This window comes from Microbacterium sp., assembly GCF_036566905.1.
Lineage (GTDB): Bacteria > Actinomycetota > Actinomycetes > Actinomycetales > Microbacteriaceae > Microbacterium.
Window position 1 is genome coordinate 1 of the sequence record NZ_DATCVK010000237.1, and the last position, 22,536, is coordinate 22,536.

Annotated in this window: 23 protein-coding genes; 12 read left to right on the forward strand and 11 right to left on the reverse strand. The window is 71.7% G+C overall.

Annotated features, from left to right (window positions below; all coding sequences use genetic code 11):
- Both VIP82_RS21740 and VIP82_RS21745 read right to left on the reverse strand, forming a co-directional pair.
- Positions 1–660, reverse strand: a 660-nt coding sequence (locus VIP82_RS21740; protein WP_331912499.1) for a formylglycine-generating enzyme family protein, incomplete at its 3' end; no start/stop codon positions are given.
- Entirely contained in the window at positions 657–1,097 is a 441-nt protein-coding gene (locus tag VIP82_RS21745) for a nitroreductase family deazaflavin-dependent oxidoreductase (protein WP_331912501.1), read from the reverse strand. The genes VIP82_RS21740 and VIP82_RS21745, both read right to left, overlap by 4 nt.
- 59 nt (positions 1,098–1,156) lie before the next feature.
- On the opposite strand from VIP82_RS21745, the gene VIP82_RS21750 reads away from it, so the two are divergent.
- Complete coding sequence (locus tag VIP82_RS21750; RefSeq protein WP_331912503.1) at positions 1,157–1,390, forward strand: tautomerase family protein; 234 nt, start codon at positions 1,157–1,159, stop codon at positions 1,388–1,390.
- Between the two features lie 74 nt (positions 1,391–1,464).
- Here VIP82_RS21750 and sucD read toward each other — a convergent pair whose 3' ends face one another.
- The 3 genes from sucD to VIP82_RS21765 form a co-directional block, all read right to left on the reverse strand.
- A complete protein-coding gene (gene sucD / locus VIP82_RS21755) occupies positions 1,465–2,367 on the reverse strand; it encodes a succinate--CoA ligase subunit alpha (RefSeq protein ID WP_331912505.1) in 903 nt (300 codons plus the stop codon).
- Positions 2,368–2,400: 33 nt separating this feature from the next.
- Complete coding sequence (gene sucC, locus VIP82_RS21760) at positions 2,401–3,564, reverse strand: ADP-forming succinate--CoA ligase subunit beta (RefSeq protein ID WP_331912507.1); 1,164 nt, start codon at positions 3,562–3,564, stop codon at positions 2,401–2,403.
- Positions 3,565–3,735: 171 nt separating this feature from the next.
- Complete coding sequence (locus VIP82_RS21765) at positions 3,736–5,319, reverse strand: FAD-dependent oxidoreductase (protein WP_331912509.1); 1,584 nt, start codon at positions 5,317–5,319, stop codon at positions 3,736–3,738.
- A gap of 126 nt (positions 5,320–5,445) precedes the next feature.
- Between VIP82_RS21765 and VIP82_RS21770 the strand changes: the two genes are divergently transcribed.
- From VIP82_RS21770 to VIP82_RS21790, 5 genes are all read left to right on the forward strand, one after another.
- Positions 5,446–6,153, forward strand: coding sequence for a TetR family transcriptional regulator (locus VIP82_RS21770; RefSeq protein WP_331912511.1), 708 nt, complete (start codon positions 5,446–5,448; stop codon positions 6,151–6,153).
- A 64-nt stretch (positions 6,154–6,217) separates the two neighbouring features.
- Positions 6,218–8,938 (forward strand): cation-translocating P-type ATPase, encoded by a 2,721-nt coding sequence (locus tag VIP82_RS21775; RefSeq protein ID WP_331912513.1) that lies wholly within the window; start codon positions 6,218–6,220, stop codon positions 8,936–8,938.
- A 219-nt stretch (positions 8,939–9,157) separates the two neighbouring features.
- Entirely contained in the window at positions 9,158–10,288 is a 1,131-nt protein-coding gene (locus tag VIP82_RS21780) for an alcohol dehydrogenase catalytic domain-containing protein (protein ID WP_331912515.1), read from the forward strand.
- Positions 10,285–11,034: an SDR family oxidoreductase gene (locus VIP82_RS21785; RefSeq protein ID WP_331912517.1), complete on the forward strand. Its 750-nt coding sequence runs from the start codon at positions 10,285–10,287 to the stop codon at positions 11,032–11,034. The genes VIP82_RS21780 and VIP82_RS21785 overlap by 4 nt, the downstream gene beginning before the upstream one ends.
- A complete protein-coding gene (locus VIP82_RS21790; RefSeq protein ID WP_331912519.1) occupies positions 11,031–11,489 on the forward strand; it encodes a MaoC family dehydratase in 459 nt (152 codons plus the stop codon). Before VIP82_RS21785 ends, VIP82_RS21790 begins: the two co-directional genes overlap by 4 nt.
- Positions 11,490–11,518: 29 nt before the next feature.
- Here the strand turns inward: VIP82_RS21790 and VIP82_RS21795 are convergent, their stop codons facing one another.
- Together VIP82_RS21795 and VIP82_RS21800 are read right to left on the reverse strand one after the other, a co-directional pair.
- Positions 11,519–12,139: a VanZ family protein gene (locus VIP82_RS21795; protein WP_331912521.1), complete on the reverse strand. Its 621-nt coding sequence runs from the start codon at positions 12,137–12,139 to the stop codon at positions 11,519–11,521.
- 154 nt (positions 12,140–12,293) lie between these two features.
- Entirely contained in the window at positions 12,294–12,686 is a 393-nt protein-coding gene (locus VIP82_RS21800; RefSeq protein ID WP_331912523.1) for an MmcQ/YjbR family DNA-binding protein, read from the reverse strand.
- Positions 12,687–12,810: 124 nt separating this feature from the next.
- Between VIP82_RS21800 and VIP82_RS21805 the strand changes: the two genes are divergently transcribed.
- Positions 12,811–13,020 (forward strand): hypothetical protein, encoded by a 210-nt coding sequence (locus VIP82_RS21805; protein WP_331912525.1) that lies wholly within the window; start codon positions 12,811–12,813, stop codon positions 13,018–13,020.
- A 22-nt stretch (positions 13,021–13,042) separates the two neighbouring features.
- On the opposite strand, the gene VIP82_RS21810 is transcribed toward VIP82_RS21805, so the two are convergent.
- Together VIP82_RS21810 and VIP82_RS21815 are read right to left on the reverse strand one after the other, a co-directional pair.
- A complete protein-coding gene (locus tag VIP82_RS21810) occupies positions 13,043–14,257 on the reverse strand; it encodes an acetyl-CoA C-acetyltransferase (RefSeq protein WP_331912527.1) in 1,215 nt (404 codons plus the stop codon).
- Between the two features lie 90 nt (positions 14,258–14,347).
- Positions 14,348–15,604: an acyl-CoA dehydrogenase family protein gene (locus tag VIP82_RS21815; RefSeq protein WP_331912529.1), complete on the reverse strand. Its 1,257-nt coding sequence runs from the start codon at positions 15,602–15,604 to the stop codon at positions 14,348–14,350.
- Between the two features lie 110 nt (positions 15,605–15,714).
- On the opposite strand from VIP82_RS21815, the gene VIP82_RS21820 reads away from it, so the two are divergent.
- The 5 genes from VIP82_RS21820 (at position 15,715) to VIP82_RS21840 (ending at position 20,820) form a co-directional block, all read left to right on the forward strand.
- Positions 15,715–16,380: a QsdR family transcriptional regulator gene (locus tag VIP82_RS21820; protein ID WP_331912531.1), complete on the forward strand. Its 666-nt coding sequence runs from the start codon at positions 15,715–15,717 to the stop codon at positions 16,378–16,380.
- The gene (locus VIP82_RS21825; protein WP_331912533.1) at positions 16,377–16,799 is read left to right on the forward strand and encodes an acyl-CoA thioesterase; all 423 of its coding nucleotides are present in this window, start codon (positions 16,377–16,379) and stop codon (positions 16,797–16,799) included. The genes VIP82_RS21820 and VIP82_RS21825 overlap by 4 nt, the downstream gene beginning before the upstream one ends.
- A 112-nt stretch (positions 16,800–16,911) precedes the next feature.
- Positions 16,912–17,970: a phosphotransferase family protein gene (locus VIP82_RS21830; protein ID WP_331912535.1), complete on the forward strand. Its 1,059-nt coding sequence runs from the start codon at positions 16,912–16,914 to the stop codon at positions 17,968–17,970.
- On the forward strand, positions 17,970–19,175 hold the full coding sequence (locus VIP82_RS21835; protein ID WP_331912537.1) for an acyl-CoA dehydrogenase family protein: 1,206 nt from the start codon (positions 17,970–17,972) through the stop codon (positions 19,173–19,175). The genes VIP82_RS21830 and VIP82_RS21835 overlap by 1 nt, the downstream gene beginning before the upstream one ends.
- A gap of 61 nt (positions 19,176–19,236) precedes the next feature.
- Entirely contained in the window at positions 19,237–20,820 is a 1,584-nt protein-coding gene (locus VIP82_RS21840) for an AMP-binding protein (RefSeq protein WP_331912539.1), read from the forward strand.
- A gap of 15 nt (positions 20,821–20,835) precedes the next feature.
- On the opposite strand, the gene VIP82_RS21845 is transcribed toward VIP82_RS21840, so the two are convergent.
- Both VIP82_RS21845 and VIP82_RS21850 read right to left on the reverse strand, forming a co-directional pair.
- Positions 20,836–21,333, reverse strand: a complete 498-nt coding sequence (locus VIP82_RS21845; protein WP_331912541.1) for a carboxymuconolactone decarboxylase family protein — start codon at positions 21,331–21,333, stop codon at positions 20,836–20,838.
- A 41-nt stretch (positions 21,334–21,374) separates the two neighbouring features.
- A partial coding sequence (locus VIP82_RS21850; protein WP_331912543.1) for an aminotransferase-like domain-containing protein occupies positions 21,375–22,536 on the reverse strand: 1,162 nt, incomplete at its 5' end.

Sequence of the window (22,536 nt, forward strand, 5' to 3'; positions counted from 1 at the left end):
GGCATCCGCCCCGTCGAAGCCGCCGCGCGCGACGCGGAACCCGACGTCGTCGTGGTGCATGCGCGGTGCGCCGCCGCGGCGGGTCGAGGCGCGCACGCTCCACGCGTCGTCGGCGAACCCGCCGCCGCGGAACACGCGGTAGTCGGCATACCGGGCGGGATCGAGCAGATCCCAGCACCACTCCCAGACGTTGCCGAGCGTATCGAACAGGCCGTTGAGATTCGGCAGCTTGCCGCCGACGTTCTGCGGGGCGGTCACGCCGTCGGCGCTCGTCCACGCGATCTCAGCCAGCGGCCCGTACTGCGGGCCGGTGGAGCCGGCGCGGCACGCGTGCTCCCACTCGGCCTCGGTCGGCAGGCGGAACCCGTCGGCGTCCACGTGCCAGGTGACGTCCTCGCCGTCGAACGTGTACGCCGGGTCCAGCCCCTCCCACTCCGACGCCGCGTTGCAGAACCGGATCGCCCGCAGCCAGCTCACGTCGGTCGCGGGCCGTCGCGGATGCGCGCCCGGCTCGCCCAGCAGCTCGGTGAGCTGCTCCTGCGTGACCGCGTAGACGCCGATCTCGAACGGCTCCAGGTCGACGCTCCAGCGGGCCCTCCGCCGGGCGTCGTGCAGGGTCACCGTGCCGCCCGCGATGCGGGCGAGCTCGATGTCGGTCACGCGCCGGCGGGCTCCAGGACGAAGACGGCGATCTGGCGGTCGGTGCGCTTCTGGTAGTTGTCGTAGTCGGGCCAGACGGCCGTCGCCCGCGCCCACCATTCGACGCGCTCGTCGCCCGACAGCTCGCGCGCCGTGTAGTCGCGGCGGACATCGCCGTCCTGCAGCTCGACGTGAGGCTGGCGCCGCATGTTCTCGGCCCACCTGGGCTCATCGGGCGCGCCGCCCTTCGACGCGACGACGGCGTAGCGGCCGTCGTGCTCGACGCGCATCAGCGCGGTCTTGCGCAGGGCCCCACTCTTCGCGCCGACCGTGGTCAGCACGATGATCGGCACACCCCGCAGCGTGTTCGCCTTCTCGCCGTTCGACGCCTCGTAGGCCTCGGCCTGCTTGCGGGCCCAGTCGGAAGTGGACGGCTTGTACTCTCCGGTCAGCGGCATGGCACCAGCGTAAAGCCGTGGCGATGAGCTTCGGGTCGTACGGCCCCTATCGTCGAGGTATGCCGAACATGAGAGTCGAACTTCTTCCCGGGCGCACCGTCGACCAGCGCCGCCGCTTCGCCGAGCTGGTGACCGACGCCGCTGTCGAGGCGCTCGGCGCCCGCCGGCAGGACGTCCGCATCATGTTCGAGGAGGTCGCCGCCGACTTCGTCGCCAACGGCGGCGTGCTCGCCAGCGAAGACGCCGACCGCGCCGGCCAGGTCTCCCGCTTCGGCGGCGCCCCCGCCGACTGAGACGACGAGGAGCGGATGCCGCAGCCTGTCGCTGCCGCATCCGCTCCTCCGACGAGCTCGGAAACCGGGGAAGGTCAGAGCGAGGCGATGATCTCGCGCATCAGCGCGGCCGTCTCGGACGGCGTCTTGCCGACCTTGACGCCGGCGGCCTCGAGGGCCTCCTTCTTGGCCTGCGCCGTGCCCGCCGAGCCCGAGACGATGGCGCCGGCGTGGCCCATGGTCTTGCCCTCGGGAGCGGTGAAGCCGGCGACGTAGCCGACGACCGGCTTGGTCACGTTGGCCTGGATGAAGTCGGCCGCGCGCTCCTCGGCGTCGCCGCCGATCTCGCCGATCATGACGATGGCCTTGGTCTCGGGGTCCGCCTCGAACGCGGCGAGCGCGTCGATGTGCGTGGTGCCGATGATCGGGTCGCCGCCGATGCCGATGGCCGTCGAGAAGCCGATCTCGCGCAGCTCGTACATCATCTGGTAGGTCAGGGTGCCCGACTTCGACACGAGGCCGATCGGCCCCTTGCCGGTGATGTTGGCGGGCGTGATGCCGACCAGCGACTCGCCGGGCGTGATGATGCCGGGGCAGTTCGGGCCGATGATGCGGGTCTTGTTCCCCTTCGACTGCGCGTAGGCCCAGGCCTCGGCGGTGTCGCCGACGGGCACGCCCTCGGTGATCACGACGAGGAGGGGGATCTCGGCGTCGATGGCCTCGACCATGGCGCTCTTCGTGAACGCCGGCGGCACGAACGCGATCGAGACGTCGGCGCCGGTGGCGGCGATGGCCTCTTCGACCGACGCGAACACGGGCAGCTCGACGGGGTTGCCGTCGGCGTCGGTGTGGAGCACCGTGGTGCCGGCCTTGCGGGCGTTCACGCCGCCGACGACCTGCGTGCCGGCCTTGAGCATGAGTGCGGTGTGCTTGGTGCCCTCGCCGCCGGTGATGCCCTGGACGATGACCTTGGAGTCCTTGTTGAGGAAGATCGACATTTCTCTTCTGTTTCCTTGTCCGGTGTCGAAGCGTCAGGCGTTGGCGAGCTCGGCGGCCTTGTCGGCGCCCTCGTCCATCGTCTCGGCCAGGGTCACGAGGGGGTGGTTCGCGTCGCGGAGGATCGCACGCCCCTCCTCCACCTTGTTGCCGTCCAGGCGCACGACCAGCGGCTTCGAGGCGCTGGATCCGAGCTCGGCCAGCGCGCCGACGATGCCCTTGGCGACCGCGTCGCACGCGGTGATGCCGCCGAAGACGTTCACGAACACGCTCTTGACCTGCGGGTCGCCGAGGATGACGTCCAGGCCTGCGGCCATGACCTCGGCCGAGGCGCCGCCGCCGATGTCGAGGAAGTTGGCGGGCTTGACGCCGCCGTGGTTCTCACCGGCGTAGGCGACGACGTCGAGCGTCGACATCACGAGGCCCGCGCCGTTCCCGATCACGCCCACCTCGCCGTCGAGCTTGACGTAGTTGAGGTCGTTGGCCTTCGCCTTCGCCTCGAGCGGGTCGGCCGCCGCCTTGTCCTCGAGCAGCGCGTGGCCTGCGTGGCGGAAGTCGGCGTTCTCGTCGAGCGAGACCTTGCCGTCGAGGGCGATGACGTCGCCCTCTTCGGTGAGCACGAGCGGGTTGACCTCGACCAGGGTCGCATCCTCGCCCGTGTAGACGGCGAAGAGCTTGACGAAGACGTCGCTCACCTTGTCGACGAGCTCGGGAGCGAAGCCGGCGGCCTCGGCGATCTCGACGGCCTTCTGCTTGTCGATGCCCTGCAGCGGGTCGACCGCGATGCGCGCGAGTGCCTCGGGACGCTCGACCGCGAGCTCCTCGATCTCCATGCCGCCCTCGACGCTGGCCAGCGACAGGTACGAGCGGTTGGCGCGGTCCAGCAGCACCGAGAAGTAGTACTCCTTGTCGATGCGCGCGCCCTGGGCGACCATCACGCGCTTGACGACGTGGCCCTTGATGTCGAGGCCGAGGATGGCCTTCGCCGCCTCGTAGGCCTCATCGGGGGTCTTGGCGACCTTGACGCCGCCCGCCTTGCCGCGCCCGCCGGTCTTGACCTGGGCCTTGACGACGACGACTCCGCCGATCTTCTCGGCCGCGGCCCGCACCTCCTCCGGCGTGTCCGCGACGATGCCGGCGAGCACCGGCACCTCGTACTTCTCGAAAAGGTCACGTGCCTGGTACTCGTACAGATCCACAGTGCATTCCTTCGCAGGTGGCGAATGGGGGTGGGATGACGCGAAAAGCGTCTCGACGTCGAGATATCGACCAGTCCCCCAGCCTACTACCGGTCACCGTCCGGTTCGGACCGCAGCGACGCGCCCCCGGTTCCGCACAGGATGAGCGAGCCGGCGTGTCCCCCGCGAGACTCAGCGCGCCGAGGCCGGCTGATCAGCGGATGCCGTGGGGTCGAGGTCCTCGATCTCCTCGCCGGGCACGCGTGGGAGCCGGGTGAGATCGCACAGCGCAGGACCCTCGATGCGCTGCCCGCTCGCCGTGAACCGCGACGCGTGCAGCGGGCAGTCCCACGACCGGTCCGCGTCGTTCCAGCGCAGCACGCCGCCCAGGTGCGGGCACACCGCGCTCACGGCGCGCGTCACACCGTCGACGGTCGAGATGCCGACCGGGTGTCCCCCGCGGTTCGCGACCACGCCGTCGCCCTCGTCGGGTCGGCGTACGGGCGCCGGCACCGCCTGCGCTCCCAGCCAGCCGGATGCCGCCTCCCAGCCCACGCGCGCATTCTCGACGCCGCCGCGGGCGAGGTCGGCGGGGACCGTGAAGCGGGTGGAGATCACGTTCATCCAGTCCGGTCGCTCCCGCCGGGGCACCTTGCCGATCTCGGCCACGATGCGGAGTGCCGCCGCAGGGGCGTTGGACAGCCCCCACTTCGCATAGCCGGTGGCGAACCGCACCCGCCCGAGGCCGCGCGGCATCGCTCCGACGAAGGGGATCAGGTCGTGCGACTGGTAGTCCTGTGCCGACCACGCCGCCACCGGCTCGGCGCCCGGGAAGTGCTCCTGCGTCCAGGCGACGAGATCGTCACGGCACGTCCGGGGAGACGGCGCACGGCCGACCGGGAAGCCGTTGCCGCCGACGATGAGCTGGGCCGCGCCGGCAGGTCCGTCCGCGGGGGTGATGGATCGGATGGACTTGGTCGCGCCGTCGACCGAGAGGTACAGCCCTTCGGGCAGCGGGGCATCCGTGGCGAACGCCACGCAGGTCGAACGCAGCCCGCGCGTCTTGGCGAAGTACAGCCCGCGGTCGATGATGGGCGTCGCGGTGGCGAGCACCACCTGATCCGCGGCCGCGAACCCGGCCGACGTCTCGACGCCGGCATGCGGCACGATGTGCGCGTGGGTCACGCGCACCCCGGTGTGGAGCACGCCTCCGGCTTCGAGGTACGCCCGCGCCATCGCGGCGAGGAGCTGCTGCGGGTCGATGGCGACCTGACGGTCGAGCGCGACCGCGTCGACGATCGGGAACGGCGACTGGGCGAGCAGATCCGGTTCCACCCGGCGCACCGGCAGTCCGGCTTCCCTCGCGGCTTCCAGTTCGGCCGCGACCGTCTCGGCGCCGTCCGGGGTCTGCGCATAGGAATAGGCCGTGCGCCGGGAGTACGGCACGCCGAGCTCGTCGGCCAGGGAGGTCAGCCACTGCGCGCCGTCGGCGTTCGCCTCGACGTACGCCTTCACGAGGCGCGCCGGGTGATGGCGGCGCAGCGTCGAGAGCACGGAGCCCTGCAGCAGGGACAGCTTGCCGGTGTTGGCCCCCGACGCGAGCTCGCCGACCTCGCCCGCCTCGATGACGGCGACGTCGCGGCCCTGCCGGGCGAGCATGAGCGCGGTGGCGAGGCCGGTGAGGCCGGCGCCGACGACGACGACTTCGCGGTGCCGGCCAGGCTCGAACGGCGTGCCGGTCACGCGGACCGGATCGAGCTTCCAGATCGGCGTCATCTTCACAGTGAACCCGTGCGCCGCGGGATCCTCCAGCGGGTTGACAGGCACAGGGCGCAGTGACAAGCCCAACCCGTGACGGATGCCGCACCTGACGCGGGGCCCGCGCATTAGGCTCTCCCCGAGATGTCCGACACCGCCGCCGCTTCCGCCGCCCCGAGTTCCGCAGCCGCTCAGGGCGCCTCCCGCGCGGCCGTCGTGGCCGCCGCGCTCGAGCTGTTCGCCGAGCAGGGATTCGACCAGACCTCCGTGGAGCAGATCGCGCAGGCCGCGGGCGTCTCGCGCTCGACGTTCTTCCGGCAGTTCGGCGGCAAGGACGACGTGGTCTTCACCGATCACGAGGTGCTGCTCGACCGCCTCCGCGAGTTCCTCGCGCAGCCGCACCGCGATCCGTGGGCAGCCGTGTGCGAGGCGTCCCTCTTCGTCTACGCGCATTTCGCGGCCGACCCCGAGCTCGCCCGCCGGCGCTATGCGGTCGTTCGCGGCGTGCCCGCGCTCCGCGATCGGGAGATCGTGACGGTGTTCCGCTACGAGCGGCTGTTCGACGAGTATCTGCGCGCCTCGCTGCCGGGCCTCGATCCGCTCGACGCGGTGGGCTTCTCGGCGCTGGTCACCGCGATCCACAACCACGTGCTGCGGCGTCTCATCCGGGGGCCCAAGAAGGTGCCGGTGTCGGTGCTGCGCACCGCTCTGGATGAGGCACGCCGACGCTTCGGCGTCCTGCCGGACGGCGAGGCGGATCCTGCCGCCGACCAGGTCGTCGTCGCGGTCTTCCCGCGCGCGATGCCGACGGCGGAACTGGCGCGGCGGCTGCGCGCGCAGCTCGACGACTGACGGCCCCGGCGCGCCGGTCGATTCCTTCTGTTCTGCGGCCGCAGCACCGCTGTATGTTCAAGCCATGAGCGCCGTGGAGACCACCGCCGGAACGCCAGCCGAGACGGCGTGGTACAGCCAGGACCCAGACGCCGTCGTCGCCGCGTTCCGCACCGACCGCGAGCGCGGGCTGACCGCCGCCGACGCCGCGCAGCGGCTCGCCGAGCACGGCCCCAACTCGATCGCCGCCGAGAAGCCGCCGTCGACGTGGCAGGTCGCCCTGCAGCAGCTCGCCGACCCGATGAACGTCATGCTGGTCGCCGTCGCGATCATCAGCCTGTTCATCAATCAGGTCAGCGTCGGCATCCTCGTCGGGGCGCTCGTGGTGCTGAACATCGTGCTGGGCACCCGGCAGGAACTCAAGGCGAAAGCATCCGTCGACGCCCTGGCGAAGATGCAGATCCCGCAGGCGAAGGTCATCCGCGACGGCACCCTGCTGCAAGTGGGCGCGACCACCCTCGTGCCGGGCGACATCGTGACCCTCGAGGCAGGCGACCTGGTGCCCGCCGACGGGCGCATCATCCGCTCGGCGACGCTTGAGACGCAGGAGGCGGCGCTCACCGGCGAGAGCGCGCCGATCCCGAAGGATGCCGGAACCCTCGCCGATCCCGACACGGCGCTCGGCGACCGCACCGACATGGTGTTCCAGAACACCCAGGTGACGCGCGGCACCGCCACGGTGGTCATCACGGGCACCGGCATGCAGACGCAGATGGGCCAGATCGCCTCGATGCTCTCGGCCGTGAAGCCGGGGAAGTCGCCGCTGCAGCGCGAGCTCGACTCGCTCACGGGAGTGCTGGGCTGGATCGCGTGGGGCGCCGTCGCCATCATCATCGTGACGGGCCTGCTGCGCGGTCAGGAGATCGCATCGGTCATCCTGCTCGGCATCTCGATGGCGATCTCGGCGATCCCGACCGGCATGCCGTCGTTCGTCCAGGCGATGCTCTCGTACGGCTCGCGCCAGCTCGCCGAGCACAAGGCCGTCGTCAAGAATCTGACCGACGTCGAGACGCTGGGCGCCACCAGCGCGATCAACTCCGACAAGACCGGCACTCTCACGATGAACGAGATGACGGTCGAGACGCTGTACTACCGCGGCGAGTGGTTCACCGTCGCGGGCAGCGGCTACGAGAAGGTCGGCGAGGTGCGTCACACCGCAGGACTGCCGGTGCCGCAGTTCACGCAGCTGGCACTCGGGCTGACGCTCTGCAGCGACGCCACCGTGTCCGACGACGGGGTCGTCATCGGCGACCCGACCGAAGCCGCACTCGTCGTGCTCGCGGCCAAGCTGGGCGCGGATGCCGAGCTCACGCGCAGCACGTTCCCGCGGGTCGCGGAGGTGCCGTTCGACTCGGCGTACAAGTTCATGGGGACCTTCCACCGGATTCCGGTCGACGGCACGGAGCTGCTCGTCGGCTACGTCAAGGGCGGCCCGGATGTCGTGCTCGACCGCTGCGGCTCCGTCGCCACGATGGAGGGCGTCGTGCCGATCGCGGATCGCCGCGACGAGATCCTCGAGGCCAACCGCACGCTGTCGGAGCAGGGATTGCGCGTGCTCGCGTTCGCGTTCCGCCGGTTCGCCCCCGATACCCCGGTGGCGCAGGACCCGATGGCGGCCATCGCCGATCTGACGTTCGTCGGCCTGGTCGGCATCATCGACCCGCTCCGCCCGTCCTCGAAGGAGGCCGTGCGCATCGCGCGCGATGCCGGCATCGAGGTCCGCATGATCACCGGCGACCACGCCATCACCGCCGCTGCGATCGGTGCGAAGCTCGGGCTCGGCGAAGGATCGGCGAGCGGCGCCGAGATCCAGGCGATGAGCGACGACGAGCTGAAGGCGGCGCTTCCGCGCCTCCACATGTTCGGCCGTGTCACCCCCGAGGACAAGCTGCGCCTGGCCCGGCTCATGCAGGAGGACGGCGCCGTCGTCGCGATGACCGGCGACGCGGTGAACGACGCGGCCGCCCTCAAGCAGGCCGACATCGGCGTCGCGATGGGCTCGGGCAGCGACGTCACGAAGCAGGCGGGGAAGATGATCCTCGTCGACGACAACTTCGGCACGCTCGTCACCGCCGTCCGGCTCGGGCGCGGGATCTACGAGAAGATCGTCAGCTACGTCCGCTTCCAGATGTCGCAGCTGTTCTCCCTGGTGCTGCTGTTCCTCGTCGCGAGCATCTTCGGCATCAACGACGGTGTGCCGCTCACACCGATCATGGTGCTGTTCCTGAACTTCTTCATCGCCATCTTCCCGGTGGTCGTGATCCTCCTCGACCCGGTGCCCGACGGCATCATGCTGAAGCCGCCGCGCGACCCGAAGAAGACGATCGCCAACCGCGGCGCGGTGACGCTCTGGTTCGTGTACGGCAGCCTCATCTTCGTCACGACGCTCGTGCCCCTGCTGATCTACCCCGACGAGCTCAGTTCGACCGAGCCCAACGTGCCGGTGACGATGGCGTTCGTGGTCTGCGCGCTCGGCTCGATCTTCGGCGGCCTGGTCATGCGCCGCGACCCCGAGTCGGGGCTCTCGGCGCCCATCCTCGCCGCGGTGAAGTGGCTCTCGATCCCGCTCGCCCTCACCGTCGTCGCCGTCGAGGTCGGCTTCATGCAGCGCCTCATCGGCACGACAAGCCTCTCGGGCAACGAGTGGCTGACGGCGCTCGGCCTGGCGCTGCTCGTGCCGGTGCTGATCGAGATCGAGAAGTGGATCCGCCGCGCGCGCATCAGGCGTCGCGCCGCCGTCGCCTGACCTGCAGGAATCCGAACGCGCGCCGCCCGACATCGGGAGGCGCGCGTTCCTGCGTTCGCGCCGCGCCGTACTGCGGTCGACGTCCCGATCCCGCTGTCTCTCCAGGGGAGGCGAACATACCGCGCGGTCGGTATGCTGATCACTCGCCGCCCCTCGCACGATTCGCGAGAGGCTGGTGCTCCGCCGCCGATGCAGGTGGCGCCACGACGAGGAGGTCGGATGAAGATCACCGGAGCGGTACTCGAGATCTCGGGCGCGCAGCCGCCGTTCACGCGGAGCCGCCCTTTCACGGTGGGCGAGCTCGAACTCGATCAGCCGGGCACCGGCGAGCTGCTCGTGCGCATCGAAGCTGCCGGGGTCTGCCACTCCGACCTCAGCGTTGTCGACGGCAACCGCGTGCGGCCGGTCCCGATGCTGCTCGGCCACGAGGCCGCCGGCATCGTGGAGCAGGTCGGCGGCGGTGTCGACGACATCGCGGTCGGCGATCGCGTCGTCATGACGTTCCTCCCCCGCTGCGGCGCCTGCGACGGATGCCGTACCGACGGCAGACTGCCGTGCGCCCCCGGCACCGCGGCCAACAACGCCGGCACGCTGCTCGGCGGCGGCATCAGGCTGCACCGCGGTGCGGAGAGCTCGGAGTGGGAGGATGTGCACCACCATCTCGGCGTCTCGGCGTTCGCGACCCACGCGGTGGTGAGCCGGGCATCCGTCGTGCCGGTCGAGCCCGACGTGCCCGCCGAGATCGCAGCTCTGCTCGGCTGCGCCGTGCTCACGGGCGGCGGCGCGGTCGTGAATGCCGGGCGGCCCGCGCCGGGCGATCGCGTCGTCGTGGTGGGACTCGGCGGTGTCGGCATGGCGGCGCTCCTCGTCGCCGTCGCGCTCGGGCACGAGGTGATCGGGATCGACAACGTGCCCGGCAAGCTCGCACACGCGCTCTCGTGCGGCGCCGCAGAAGCCCTGGCACCGGCGGAGGCCGTGGACCGCGGCATCCGTGCCCCCGTCGTCGTCGAGGCCGCCGGAGCGGTGCGCGCGTTCGAGACGGCCGTGGCGCTCACGGCACCGGGCGGCACCACCGTCACGGTGGGGCTTCCCGCCCCCGACGCCCGGGCGAGCGTCTCGCCCCTCGTGCTCACCGCAGAGGCGCGCACCATCGTCGGCAGCTACCTCGGATCCGCGGTGCCCAGCCGTGACATCCCCCGTTACGTCGAGCTGTGGCGCGCGGGACGCCTGCCGCTCGAGCGACTCGTCTCGTCCCGCATCGGCCTCGACGACCTCGACGCCGCGATGGACCGGCTCGCCGCGGGCGGCGAGCTGCGCCAGTTGATCACCTTCGAAGGGAACCACGCATGACCAGAATCGCCATCGTCACCGGTGCCGCGCGCGGCATCGGCGCCGCTACCGCCAAGCGCCTTGCCGCCGACGGCAACGCCGTCGCCGTGCTCGACCTCGACGAGGCGCAGTGCGCCGAGACCGTGGGCGCGATCACGGATGCCGGGGGCCGCGCCCTCGCCGTCGGCGCGAACGTCGCCGACGCGGCATCGGTCGAGCGCGCGGTCGCGCACATCGCCGAAGAGCTGGGCCCGCCCACGATCCTGGTCAACAACGCCGGGATCATCCGCGACAACCTGCTGTTCAAGATGACCGAGGAGGACTGGGACGCCGTGCTCGCGGTGCACCTGCGCGGCGCGTTCCTGATGTCGCGGGCGGTGCAGGACCACCAGGTGAAGTCCGGCTGGGGCCGCGTCGTGAACCTCTCCAGCACGTCGGCGCTGGGCAACCGCGGCCAGGCGAACTACGCCGCCGCGAAAGCAGGCATGCAGGGATTCACCAAGACGCTCGCGATCGAGCTCGGCCGCTTCGGCGTCACGGCCAACGCCGTCGCCCCCGGCTTCATCGTGACCGACATGACACGGGCGACCGCTGAGCGCATCGGCGTCTCGTTCGAGGACTTCATCGCGCACAACGCCGCCGAGATCCCGGTCGGCCGGGCGGGTGAGCCCGACGACATCGCCGCCGCCGTCTCGTTCTTCTGCTCCGAGGAGGCCGGCTTCGTCTCGGGCCAGGTGCTGTACGTCGCCGGAGGGCCGCGCGCATGAGCATCGTCGTCGACTCCCCCGCAGGCCTCGCCGACGCCGTCGGCAGCACCGCCGTCGGCGAATGGTTCGCGATCGATCAGCGGCGCATCCAGGCGTTCGCCGACGCCACCGAGGACTGGCAGTGGATCCACCTGGACGCCGACCGTGCGGCATCCGGTCCCTTCGGCGCCACCGTCGCCCACGGCTACCTGACGCTGTCGCTCCTCCCCCGGCTCACCCAGGGGCTGCTCGCGGTCGACGGCGCCGCGATGGTGGTCAACTACGGGCTCGACAAGGTGCGGTTCCTGCAGCCGGTGGTCGTCGACTCCCGCGTGCGCGCCGTGACCGAGATCGCCTCGGCCGAGCCGTCGCCGCAGGGCTACCGGGTGGGCCTGCGCACGACCGTCGAGCTCGACGGGTCCGAGCGCCCCGCACTGGTGGCCGAGACCGTGGCGCTCTTCGTCCCGGAGGCCTGAGCGGCCGGCGGATCCGGGGCTTGCTGCTGTCAGGGACGCTCGCCGCCGAGCGGACCGGCGTCGAGGCCGTGGCCCGGCGTGCGGCCGCCGCTCGCACCGGGCGGTGGCCCGAGGTGGAGCGGTGAGGCGATGAAGAGCGCGACGAGGAGCAGGGCGAGCAGGGTGGTGACGACGCAGACCCGCGCGAGCACTGCTCGGGCCCGGCCCCCGAGGCCGAGGCGCGCGATGGCGACGAGGGCGAGCCCCGTCAGGCCGCCGGCGGTGTTGACGACGACATCGGTGATGTCGGTGCTTCCGATCGCCAGGATGAACTGCGTCACCTCGAGCAGGAGACTCGCCCCGGCGAGGACCACGGCGATTCTCCACCACCTCCATGACTGCGCGAGAAGGCCGAGATAGAGGCCGAACGGGATGAACAGCAGAAAGTTGATGACGACCTCGGCGGGCTTGCTCGAACCTTGGTCGGCGGTCGCGACGAACGGCACGAGCTTGATCACACGATCCACCCCGCCGACCCACGGAAGCTCGAGCTTCCAGAGCACGATCCAGACCAGCAGCGCGAGGTAGAGCGCGAACGCCGCGATCAGGCGCGCCGGAGGCGGGTCGTTCCCGGCGGGCGCCCGGTCGGGCTGCAGGGCGGTGGTCGTCATGGCGTCCCGGTCTCCGGATCTGATCGGGGCCTGAAGCCCGTCGAGCATCCCTTCTCGGCGAGGAGGGCGATTCCAGTGAACGGCATCGGATGTTGCGTCCGCGTATGCGAATCCGTACCGCGCCGGAACGAGGGCGTGTGGCGACGGGGCTCGGCTACCACGCGCCCGCGGCATCCCATTCGCGTCGCAGGTATCTCGGCGCCTGCACGCGCCAGGCCTCCGTCACCAGCTCGGCGAGGTGGTCGTCATCGATCGCCGCCATCCGGAAGGCGACCTTCGGCTCGCCCCACGGCGTCGTGGTGCCCAGGAACACGTCGGGCGCCATCTCGCGGAGTGCGAGCGCGTCGATGGGGTCGGCGATCTTCACGCCCACCACGAGCTCGGTCGCGATGATCGCGCGCATGTCGGCCGGGACGCTCGGCCACGGATGGCACTCCCACGCGTAGAGCTTGCCGCGCACGAACCAGGCGGCCCCGCCGGTCGTCGCCCGCTCTTCGCTTCCGGGCAGCACGTCGGCGGTGCGGCGCAGGTCGTCGAGGGTGGCCACGGACCCACTCTAGGCATCGCCTCCGACACGGCATGCCCTCCGCGCCAGACGCATCCTCCCCCGCCGCCACTGACAGCGCTCCGCCTCCCTGTCGGGAGGTGCGCCCGCGAACTAGGGTGGTCCCGTGAAGCGGATCTGGCCGTATCTCGTGCCCGGCGTGGTGCTGAGCGCGATCGGGTTGATCTGGACCCTCCAGGGCTTCGGCGTGCTGGGAGGGTCGGTGATGAGCGGCTCGTCCCTGTGGGCGACCATCGGCCCCATCGTGCTGCTGGTCGGCCTGGGCCTGATCGGCGTCGCGATCGTCATCGCCCGGCGCCGCCGCGGAGCGGAGTGACCGGCCACGGCCACTCAGGGCGTCAGACGCGCTCGAGCACCATCGCCATCCCCTGACCGCCGCCCACGCACATCGTCTCGAGGCCGTACCTGCCTCCCGTGGCGGTCAGGCCGTTGATGAGGGTGGAGGTGATGCGCGCACCGGTCATGCCGAAGGGGTGCCCGACGGCGATCGCACCGCCGTGCACGTTCAGGCGCTCCGGGTCGACGCCGAGCTCGCGCGCCGACGGGATCACCTGCGCCGCGAACGCCTCGTTGATCTCGACGAGATCCATGTCGTCGACCGAGAGCCCCGCGAGCGCCAAGGCGCGACGCGACGCCTCCACCGGCCCGAGCCCCATCACCTCCGGCGAGAGCCCCGAGACCCCCGTCGACACGATGCGCGCGATCGGCTGGAGGCCGAGCTCGTCGACGACCCGGTCCGAGACGACGACGACCGCCGCCGCGCCGTCGTTGAGGGGGCAGCAGTTGCCCGCAGTGACCGTGCCGCCGGGCCGGAACACCGGCTCGAGGCCGGCCAGGCCTTCGACGGTCGCCCCGGCGCGCGGGCCGTCGTCGGCCGCGACGACCGTGCCGTCCGCGAGCGTGACGGGCGTGATGTCGCGCGCCCAGAATCCGGAGGCGATCGCCGCCTCGGCCCGCTGCTGCGAGCGGGCGGCGAACTCGTCCTGCTCCTCCCGCGTCACGCCCCGCAGCTGCGCGACGTTCTCGGCCGTCTGCCCCATCGCGATGTAGGGGTCGGGCAGCGCGCCGTCGGCACGCGGATCCGTCCACGGCGCCGCGCCGGCAGCCGACCTCGTGGTGGTGCGCGCGATCGACGGCGCGAACGCCGGGTTCACGGCATCCGGAAGATCCGAGGCGCCCGCGCCGTACCGCGACACCGACTCGACGCCGGCCGAGACGAAGACGTCGCCCTCGCCGGCCTTGATCGCGTGGAAGGCCATGCGCGTCGTCTGCAGCGACGACGAGCAGTAGCGGTTGACGGTCGCGCCGGGCACGGCATCCCATCCCAAGAGCACCGCCACGACGCGGGCGAGGTTGAACCCCTGCTCGCCGGCCGGCTGACCGCAGCCGAGCAGCAGGTCGTCGATGCGCGCCGGATCCAGTGCGGGGAGCTTCTCGAGCGCGGCGCCGACCATGCGCGCCGCGAGGTCGTCGGGTCGCACGTCGACGAGCGATCCCTTGCGCGCGCGCCCGATCGGCGAGCGCGCGGTGGCCACGATGTAGGCCTCGGTCATGGTTCTCCTTCGGGGACGGATGCCGCGGCACGGCGCAGCGGCGCACTCGGAACGCGCGGCTGCGCTGACGCCGTTCCGGGGACGAGCAGGTCAGACGAACGCGGCGATGCCCGTGATGGCGCGGCCCACGATGAGGGAGTTCATGTCGTAGGTCCCCTCGAACGTGTACACCGCTTCGGCGTCGGCGAAGTAGCGTGCGATGCCGTAGCCCGCGGGGATGCCCAGCTGCTCCTGCCCGCCGAGCTGCACCCCGTTGCCGCCGCAGATCTCACGGCAGAGCGCCACGGTCTCGCGGACGCGCGCGCTGACGAAGGCCTTCGCCATGGCGGAGTGGTGGTCCTTCTGCACGCCCTCGTCCTGCAGCTGCGAGACGCGCACGCACATGCCGATGCATGCGGTGATGTTGGCGAGCGCGTCGGCGAGCTTCTGCTGGACGAGCTGGAACGACGCGATGGGCTTGCCGAACTGCACGCGGGCCTTCGCATAGGCGACGGCGCACTCGTACGCGCCGACCGCGACGCCGAGAGCCTGCCACGCGACCTGCGCGCGGGTGAGACGCAGCACGACGGCGAGATCGCGGAACCCGTCGATGCGCTGCAGCCGGTCGCTCTCGGGGACCACGACGTCGGTCAGCACGATGTCGGCGTTCTCGACGGTCCGCAGCGACTGCTTGCGCTCGATCTTGGTCGCCTCGAAGCCCACCGAGGGTGTGCGCACCAGGAAGCCCTTGACCTGGTCGTCTGCGACGTCGCGCGCCCAGGTCACGACCACGTCGGCGAACGCCCCGTTGCCGATCCAGCGCTTCGCACCGTTGAGCACCCACTCGTCGCCGCGGCGCTCCGCCGTCGTCTCGAGGCCTTTCGCCGTGTCGGAGCCGTGGCCCGGCTCGGTGAGCCCGAAGCACGCGATCTGCTCGCCGCGGGCGAGCACGGGCAGCCATTCGGCCCGCTGCTCGTCCGACCCGCCCACCGCGACCGAGGTCATCGCGAGACCGCTGTGCACGCCGATGAACGTGGCCGTCGACGGGTCGGCACGCGAGATCTCCATCGCGACCCAGCCGCGGAAGACGTTGCTGTTCTCGAAGGTGCGCGTCTCGGGGAACGCGTTGCCGTACAGCCCGAGCTCGGCGATCCGCGGGACGAGATGGCGAGGGCTCTCGGCACGGTCCCAGTGGTCGTCGGCGAACGGCCGCACCTCGGTCTCGAGGAACTCACGGATCTCGCGCAGGGCCTGCAGCTCGGCGTCCGTGAGAAGGTTCTGGAACTCGTAGAAGTCGGCGGCGAGCACGTCCGCGCGGGCGCCGGGGGCCGTCTCGTCCGCCTGCGGCTCGGTCAAGGTGAACGTCATCGTGTCTCCTTCGGTGGTCGTCCGACGAGTATGCATCACTTTCCAGAATGTTGCACAACACTTTTAGAAACGTTGCAGGATCCGGGGGACCCGGCGGGTAGAGTTCCGGCATGAGCTCACCGGCAGCCGCGGTTCCGACGACGACCGCACCCGCGACCATCTCCCGCGCGGGGACGGATGCGGCACCATCGTGGCTGTCGGAGCGCCTCGCCGACGGCACCCACCCCGACGCGCAGCGCGCCTTCGACGCGGCACGCGCCACGCTGATCGGCGGACGCCGCATCGACATGAGCGCGCTGGCCGGCGAGTTGGGAGTCGACCGCACGTCGCTGTTCCGCTGGGTCGGCAATCGCGACGCGCTGCTGAGCGAGGTGCTGTGGTCGCTGGCGATCCCGACCCTGGTGCAGGCCGAGCACGCGTGCCGCAGCCTCACGGGCGGCGACCGGGTCGCCGGCATACTGACGCACTTCGTCGACGACCTCATCACTGCCGAGTACTTCCGGTCGTTCCTGCGCCGCGAGCCGGCTCGCGCACTGCGGCTGCTCACCACGAAGGAGAGCCCGATCCAGCGCCGGTACGTCGCGACCGCGGACTGGCTCGTGCGCCGCGACCTCGGCGAGGCGCCGCTCGGCGGAGCGATCACCCCCGCCGAGCTGGCGTACATCCTCGTGCGACTTTCCGAGTCGTTCACTTACGCCGACCTCATCTCGGGCGACACCCCGAGCGCCGATCGCGCCCGCGTCGCCTTCCGCCTCATGCTGCGGGTAGGCGAATGAGCGCCGTCTACCCGGTGCGGGAGCCGTTCCCGACCCGGTGGAACGACAACGACCAGTACGGGCACCTCAACAACACCGTGTACTACGCGGCGATGGACACCGCAGTCAACGCCTTCATGATCCGCGAAGGCGGCCTGGAGCCCATCGGCGGCGACACGATCGCGCTCTGCGCGGCGTCGTCGTGCGAGTTCCTCGCGCCGGCAGGCTTCCCGGAGCCGCTCGAGGTCGGCATCGGCGTCGAACGGCTCGGCACGACGAGCGTCACCTGGGCGCTCGGCATCCTCCGCGCCGGCCAGGACGAGCCGATCGCGACCGGACGCTTCGTGCACGTCTTCGTGGATGCCGACGCCCGGCGCCCGACGCCGGTGCCGGCATCCATCCGCGCGGCGATCGAGTCCCGGCTTCTCGCAACCAGCTGAACGCGTCGCGGTGCGCGCCGGGCATCTCGGATCAGCAGCTCACCGGACAAACCGACCATCCGGTATGCTGTGTGCACCACCCCGCCGACGGGGACGGGGGAAGGGGTCGACGATGACCGGAGTTCCGGGACTGGATGTCGCGGGGTTGACCGCGTGGCTGGGCGACGCGCACCCCGAGCTCGCCGCCGGCGAGCTCACGGCGGAGGTGATCGCCGGAGGACGCAGCAACCTCACGTACGCGATCGACGGAGCGCGCATCCCGCTGATCGTGCGGCGTCCTCCCCTCGGGCATGTATTGTCCAGCGCGCACGACATGCGCCGCGAGCACCGCGTCATCTCCGCCCTGGCGGGCACCGCGGTGCCGGTTCCGCGGGCCATCGACGTGGTCGACGACACCGGACCTGAAAGGGTCACCGGCACCGTCTTCTTCGTGATGGAGCGTGCTCCGGGCCGCGTCCTGGCTCGACGGGAGCAGAACGCCGCGTACACCCCCGACGGGGTGCGGCGGCTGAGCCTCGACCTCGCCCGCCATCTCGCCGACCTCCACGCCGTCGATCCCGCCACCGTCGGCCTGGGCGACTTCGGCCGGCCCGACGGCTACCTCGAGCGCCAGCTCGCGACGTGGCGTCGCCAGCTGGATGCCTCGCGCTCCCGCGAGACGCCGGTGCTCGACGCGCTGCAGTCGAGCCTGGCCGACGGCGTCCCGGTCTCCGCTCGGTCCGGGATCGTGCACGGCGACTACCGCCTCGACAACGCGCTGGTCGTCGGCGAGCCCGACGACCCGCGGATCTCGGCGATCCTCGACTGGGAGATGGCGACCATCGGCGACCCGCTCGTCGACCTCGGCATCTTCGCCCTGTACTGGGACATCGGCGAGCTGCCCGGCGGCGGCGGCGTGGTGCCCAGCGCCGTCGACACCACCGCCGGCTACCCGCGCTTCGACGAGCTCGCCGACGCCTACGCCGAGCGCGCCGGCATCGCCGTGCCCGACCTGCGGTGGTACCGCGCGTTCGCCGCGTACAAGCTGGCCGTGATCCTCGAGGGCATCCACTTCCGGTATCAGGCCGGCGACACCGTGGGCGAAGGCTTCGATCGCATGGGCGCGCTCGTCGAACCCCTCGCCCGCACAGGCCTCGGCGCGGCCGGGGCCGGCACACAGGAGGTGCACTGATGGACTTCGCCCCCGATGCGACCACCCGCGACTACACCGAACGGGCACGAGCCTTCCTCGAGGAGCAGGTGCTCCCCGCCGAGCCGCTCCTCGACGAGCAGCTGGCCGCGACCCCCGACGACTGGACGGTGCGTCCGGTGGTGCGCGAGCTCCAGGCGAAGGCCCGCGCACAGGGCCTCTGGAACCTCTTCCTCCCCGGCGACCACGGCGGAGCCGGGCTCACGAACCTGCAGTACGCGCCCGTCGCCGAGATCACGGGGTGGAGCCCGCGCCTCGCGCCGCCCGCCTTCAACTGCGCCGCGCCCGACACCGGCAACATGGAGGTGCTCAACGACTTCGGCACGCCCGCGCAGAAGGAGCGGTGGCTCGAGCCGCTCCTGGATGCCCGCATCCGTTCCGCGTTCTGCATGACCGAGCCCGAGGTCGCGTCGTCCGATGCGACGAACATCGGCACCCGCATCCGCCGCGACGGCGACCACTACGTGATCACCGGCCGCAAGTGGTGGTCGACCGGCGCGATGAACCCCGACGCCGCCGTCTTCATCGTCATGGGCAAGACGGATCCGGATGCCGCGCGCCACCGTCAGCAGTCCATGATCCTGGTGCCGCGCCACGCCGCGGGGGTGCGCATCGTGCGCCCGCTCACCGTGTTCGGCTACGACGACCGCGACCATGGCGGTCATGCCGAGGTGGCCTTCGACGACGTGCGCGTGCCGGTCGAGAACCTCATCGCGGGCGAGGGGGACGGGTTCGCCATCGCGCAGGCGCGGCTCGGCCCCGGCCGCATCCACCATTGCATGCGTGCTCTCGGCATAGGCGAGCGCGCCCTCGCGCTCATGATCGAACGGGCGTCCGCGAGGCACGCCTTCGGCCGCCCGCTCGCCGACCAGGGCGTGGTGCGCGAGTGGATCGCCGAGGCCCGCATCCAGCTCGAGGCCCTGCGCCTGCTGGTGCTCAAGACCGCCTGGCTCATGGACACCGTGGGCAACCGGCACGCGATGACCGAGATCCAGGCGATCAAGATCGCCGTTCCGCGCGCGGTGCAGCAGATCGTCGACCGCGCCATCCAGCTCCACGGTGGCGCGGGCGTCTCGTCCGACACCCCGCTGGCCGAGCTGTACGCCGGGGTCCGGTCGCTCCGCATCGCGGACGGCCCCGACGAGGTGCACCTGGCGAGCCTGGGCCGCGCACAGCTGCGCGACTGAGCCGCGAGACCGACGGCATCCGGTCACTCCCCCACCGATCAACGACGACGGAAGGCCCGACATGACCACCCATCCTCTCGACCCGGCCATCGACGGCGCGGGCTACGCCACCCTGTCGGTCGCGAGCATCCTCGCGGAGTCGGCCGTCCGCCATGCGGACCGCACGGTCTTCCACTTCGCCGGCACGACCACGACGTACCGCGAGCTGTGGGACCAGACCCGCGCCTACGCCGGAGCGCTGCGCGCGCGCGGCATCGGCCGTGGCGACCGGGTCGCGATGCTGGTGCCGAACGTGCCGGACTTCGCCCGCGTCTACTACGCCGCACTGTCGCTCGGCGCGATCGTGGTGCCGGTGCACCTGCTCTTCAAGGCCGACGAGATCGCCTACGTGCTCCGCGACGCGAGCGCGGACCTGCTCGTGGTCGCCGCCCCGCTGCTGGGCGAAGCGGTGCCGGCCGCGGCCGCGGCCGGCGTGCCGCTGGTCACCGTGCTGCTGCCGGCCGATGCCGGCGCCGACCTCCCCCGGCTCGAAGCCGAGACCGCCGCCGCGGAGCCCATCCCCCGTCACGAGCCCGTCGGCCCGCTGGATGCGGCGACCATCCTGTACACGAGCGGCACCACCGGCACGCCCAAGGGCGCCGTCGGCTCGCACCTGTCGATCGTCGAACAGGTGCACACGACGCTCATCGACGCGTTCGACCTGCGCGCCGACGACGTCGTGTTCGGCGGGCTGCCGCTCTTCCACACCTTCGGGCAGACGGCCGTGATGAACATCGCGCTGCGGGTCGGGGCATCCGTCATCATGCTGCCGCGGTTCGACGCCGACGAGGCGCTCGCGCTCACGGCCGACCTGGGCGCGACGGTGTTCACGGCGGTGCCCACGATGTACGTCGGGTTGCTGGAGGCCGCCCGTCGCTCGTCCGCCCGACCTCCGCTGCGCTACGCCGTCTCGGGCGGCGCCGCGCTGCCGGTCGCCGTGCTCGAGGCCTTCCGCGATGCCTTCGGCGCCGACGTGCACGAAGGATACGGCCTCACCGAGACCGCACCCACCGTGTCGTCGAACCCGCTGCGCGAGCCGATCCGGCCCGGCACTGTCGGCCGCGCCCTGTGGGGCGTCGACGTGGCGATCGCCGACCCTGACGTCGACGAGACCGTCCTGCTGGTCGACGCGCACGACGCCCTCGGCGAGATCGTCGTGCGCGGGCACAACCTGTTCAAGGGCTACCTCGGACGAGCGGATGCCTCGGCCGCCGCCGTCGTCGACGGGTGGTTCCGCACCGGCGACCTGGGCACCTACACCGACGGGGTGCTCACCATCGTCGACCGCAAGAAGGACATGATCGTGCGGTCGGGGTACAACGTGTATCCGACCGAGGTGGAGGCCGTGCTCGCACGGCACCCCGGCATCGCCGTCGCCGCCGTGTTCGGCGTCGACGACGACGTCCGCGGCCAGGAGGTGCACGCCGCGGTCGTCGCGCACGACGGCGTCGAGCTCGATCCCGACGAGGTCGTGGCGTTCGTGCGCGATCGCATCGCCGCCTACAAGTACCCGCGGGTCGTGCATCTGGTGCGGTCGCTGCCGTTGGGCTCGAGCGGGAAGGTACTCAAGCGCGAGCTCGTCGCCCAGTTCTCGCCCGTGCGGTGACAGCGCTCGCGGGCATCAGCCGGCCGATCGAGGGCTGACGCTCCAGGCGCGGGTCGTCACGCCGATCGCGTTCCAGACGTTGATCGTCACGATCAGCGATACCAGCGCGGCGGCGGCCTCCTCGCCGAACGCGTCGACAACTTCGGAGAGCACCTCCTCGGGAACGTGGGTCTCGGACAGACGCGTGACGTCTTCGGTGAGGGCGAAGGCCGCACGCTCGGCCGCCGTGAACAGCCCCGACTCGCGCCAGACCGCCAGCGCGTCCACGCGCTGCGCCATGACCCCGGCCGAGCGTGCGGCGCGGGCGTGCAGGTCGACGCAGTAGGCGCAGCCGTTGAGCTGCGAGGCCCGCAGCCGCACGAGCTCACGCAGACCGGAGTCGATCCCGGCAAGATCGAGCTGCTCGGTGGCCGCATCGTCGAGCCGGCTGACGGCGCGCGAGAACACCGGCGCGAGGGCGTCGAAGTCGAGGCGCGGCGAGACGGGGACCAGGGTGTCGTTCAGGAGTGTCATGACCCCAGGCTAGAAGTCGGTGTCCCGTCGAACATGGCCAATCAGACACCATCCGCGTGGGCCATTCCGTCGGCCTCCCCGTCGGCGGCAGCGGTCGCGATCGCGTCGACGAGCGCCTCGAGCGCCGCGTCGACGCGCGACGGCGGCAAGGCGCCGTAGCCGACGACGATGCCCGCCTCCGGCTCGACCGGCGGCCCGATGTCATGGTCGGCTCGCCTCTCGGCGCGGAACGCCGACAGCCCCTCGACCGCCACACCGCGCTCGTGCGCCCGCGCCAGCGCGCGGTCTTCGCGGCCGCGGTCGGGCAGGCCGATGACGCACTGCAGGCCGGCGGAGAGGCCGCCGATCCGCAGCCCAGGAGCGCGCTCGGCGAGCAGTGCGGCCAGCAGCTCCCGGCGCGTCCGGAACCGCGCCCGGCGCCGGCGTACGGCACGGTCGTACTCGAAGGAGTCGATGAATCCGGCCAGGGCGTGCTGGTGCAGCCCTGCGGGCGCACCGCCCGCCAGCTCGCGCTGGGTCCGCAGCTCGTCGCGGAGACCGGCGGGCACCACCGCCCACGCGAGCCCCACCGCCGGCGCGAGCGCCTTGCTCGCACTGCCGAGATAGACCACGGCGTCGGGGGCGAGCGCCTGCAGGGCGCCCACACTGCGCCGGTCGTAGCGGAACTCGCCGTCGTAGTCGTCCTCCAGCACGAACCCGCCCGCGGACCTCGCCCAGTCCACGACGGCGCGCCGCCGGGGAGCCGACAGCGGCACGCCGGTCGGGAACTGGTGGGCGGGCGTGAGGAGCACGGCGCCGACGTCGAGTCGCGCGAGCGCGGCGACGTCCGCCCCCTCCTCGTCCACGGTCAGCGGCACGACCTCCAAGCCTGCGGCCTCGATGATGCGGCGATGCCTCTGGTGCCCGTACTCCTCGACCGCGATTCGCCGGGCACCTCGCGCCCGGACGGTGCGGGCGAGGAGGGCGAGCAGGTCGCCGAATCCGGAGCCCACCATGACGGCGCCCGGATCGGCGACCGCGCCGCGGGTACGGGCGATGTACGCCGTGAGGCTCCGTCGCAGCGCCGGCACGCCGTCGGGGTCGGGGTAGCCGAACTCGGCGGACGGCAGCTCGGCGAGAGCGCGCCGCACGTGGGCGCTCCACATCGCGTGGGGGAAGTCGCTCGCGTCGACGAGGCCGCCGCGCAGCTCGAACGGCGCGCGG

Bases quoted from the DNA above. Each gene is read 5' to 3' on its own strand.
- VIP82_RS21745 (WP_331912501.1), bottom strand. From the start codon at position 1,097: ATGCCGCTGACCGGAGAGTACAAGCCGTCCACTTCCGACTGGGCCCGC.
- VIP82_RS21750 (WP_331912503.1), top strand. From the start codon at position 1,157: ATGCCGAACATGAGAGTCGAACTTCTTCCCGGGCGCACCGTCGACCAG.
- sucD (WP_331912505.1), bottom strand. From the start codon at position 2,367: ATGTCGATCTTCCTCAACAAGGACTCCAAGGTCATCGTCCAGGGCATC.
- VIP82_RS21765 (WP_331912509.1), bottom strand. From the start codon at position 5,319: ATGACGCCGATCTGGAAGCTCGATCCGGTCCGCGTGACCGGCACGCCG.
- VIP82_RS21770 (WP_331912511.1), top strand. From the start codon at position 5,446: ATGTCCGACACCGCCGCCGCTTCCGCCGCCCCGAGTTCCGCAGCCGCT.
- VIP82_RS21775 (WP_331912513.1), top strand. From the start codon at position 6,218: ATGAGCGCCGTGGAGACCACCGCCGGAACGCCAGCCGAGACGGCGTGG.
- VIP82_RS21780 (WP_331912515.1), top strand. From the start codon at position 9,158: ATGAAGATCACCGGAGCGGTACTCGAGATCTCGGGCGCGCAGCCGCCG.
- VIP82_RS21785 (WP_331912517.1), top strand. From the start codon at position 10,285: ATGACCAGAATCGCCATCGTCACCGGTGCCGCGCGCGGCATCGGCGCC.
- VIP82_RS21790 (WP_331912519.1), top strand. From the start codon at position 11,031: ATGAGCATCGTCGTCGACTCCCCCGCAGGCCTCGCCGACGCCGTCGGC.
- VIP82_RS21795 (WP_331912521.1), bottom strand. From the start codon at position 12,139: ATGACGACCACCGCCCTGCAGCCCGACCGGGCGCCCGCCGGGAACGAC.
- VIP82_RS21810 (WP_331912527.1), bottom strand. From the start codon at position 14,257: ATGACCGAGGCCTACATCGTGGCCACCGCGCGCTCGCCGATCGGGCGC.
- VIP82_RS21815 (WP_331912529.1), bottom strand. From the start codon at position 15,604: ATGACGTTCACCTTGACCGAGCCGCAGGCGGACGAGACGGCCCCCGGC.
- VIP82_RS21820 (WP_331912531.1), top strand. From the start codon at position 15,715: ATGAGCTCACCGGCAGCCGCGGTTCCGACGACGACCGCACCCGCGACC.
- VIP82_RS21825 (WP_331912533.1), top strand. From the start codon at position 16,377: ATGAGCGCCGTCTACCCGGTGCGGGAGCCGTTCCCGACCCGGTGGAAC.
- VIP82_RS21830 (WP_331912535.1), top strand. From the start codon at position 16,912: ATGACCGGAGTTCCGGGACTGGATGTCGCGGGGTTGACCGCGTGGCTG.
- VIP82_RS21835 (WP_331912537.1), top strand. From the start codon at position 17,970: ATGGACTTCGCCCCCGATGCGACCACCCGCGACTACACCGAACGGGCA.
- VIP82_RS21840 (WP_331912539.1), top strand. From the start codon at position 19,237: ATGACCACCCATCCTCTCGACCCGGCCATCGACGGCGCGGGCTACGCC.
- VIP82_RS21845 (WP_331912541.1), bottom strand. From the start codon at position 21,333: ATGACACTCCTGAACGACACCCTGGTCCCCGTCTCGCCGCGCCTCGAC.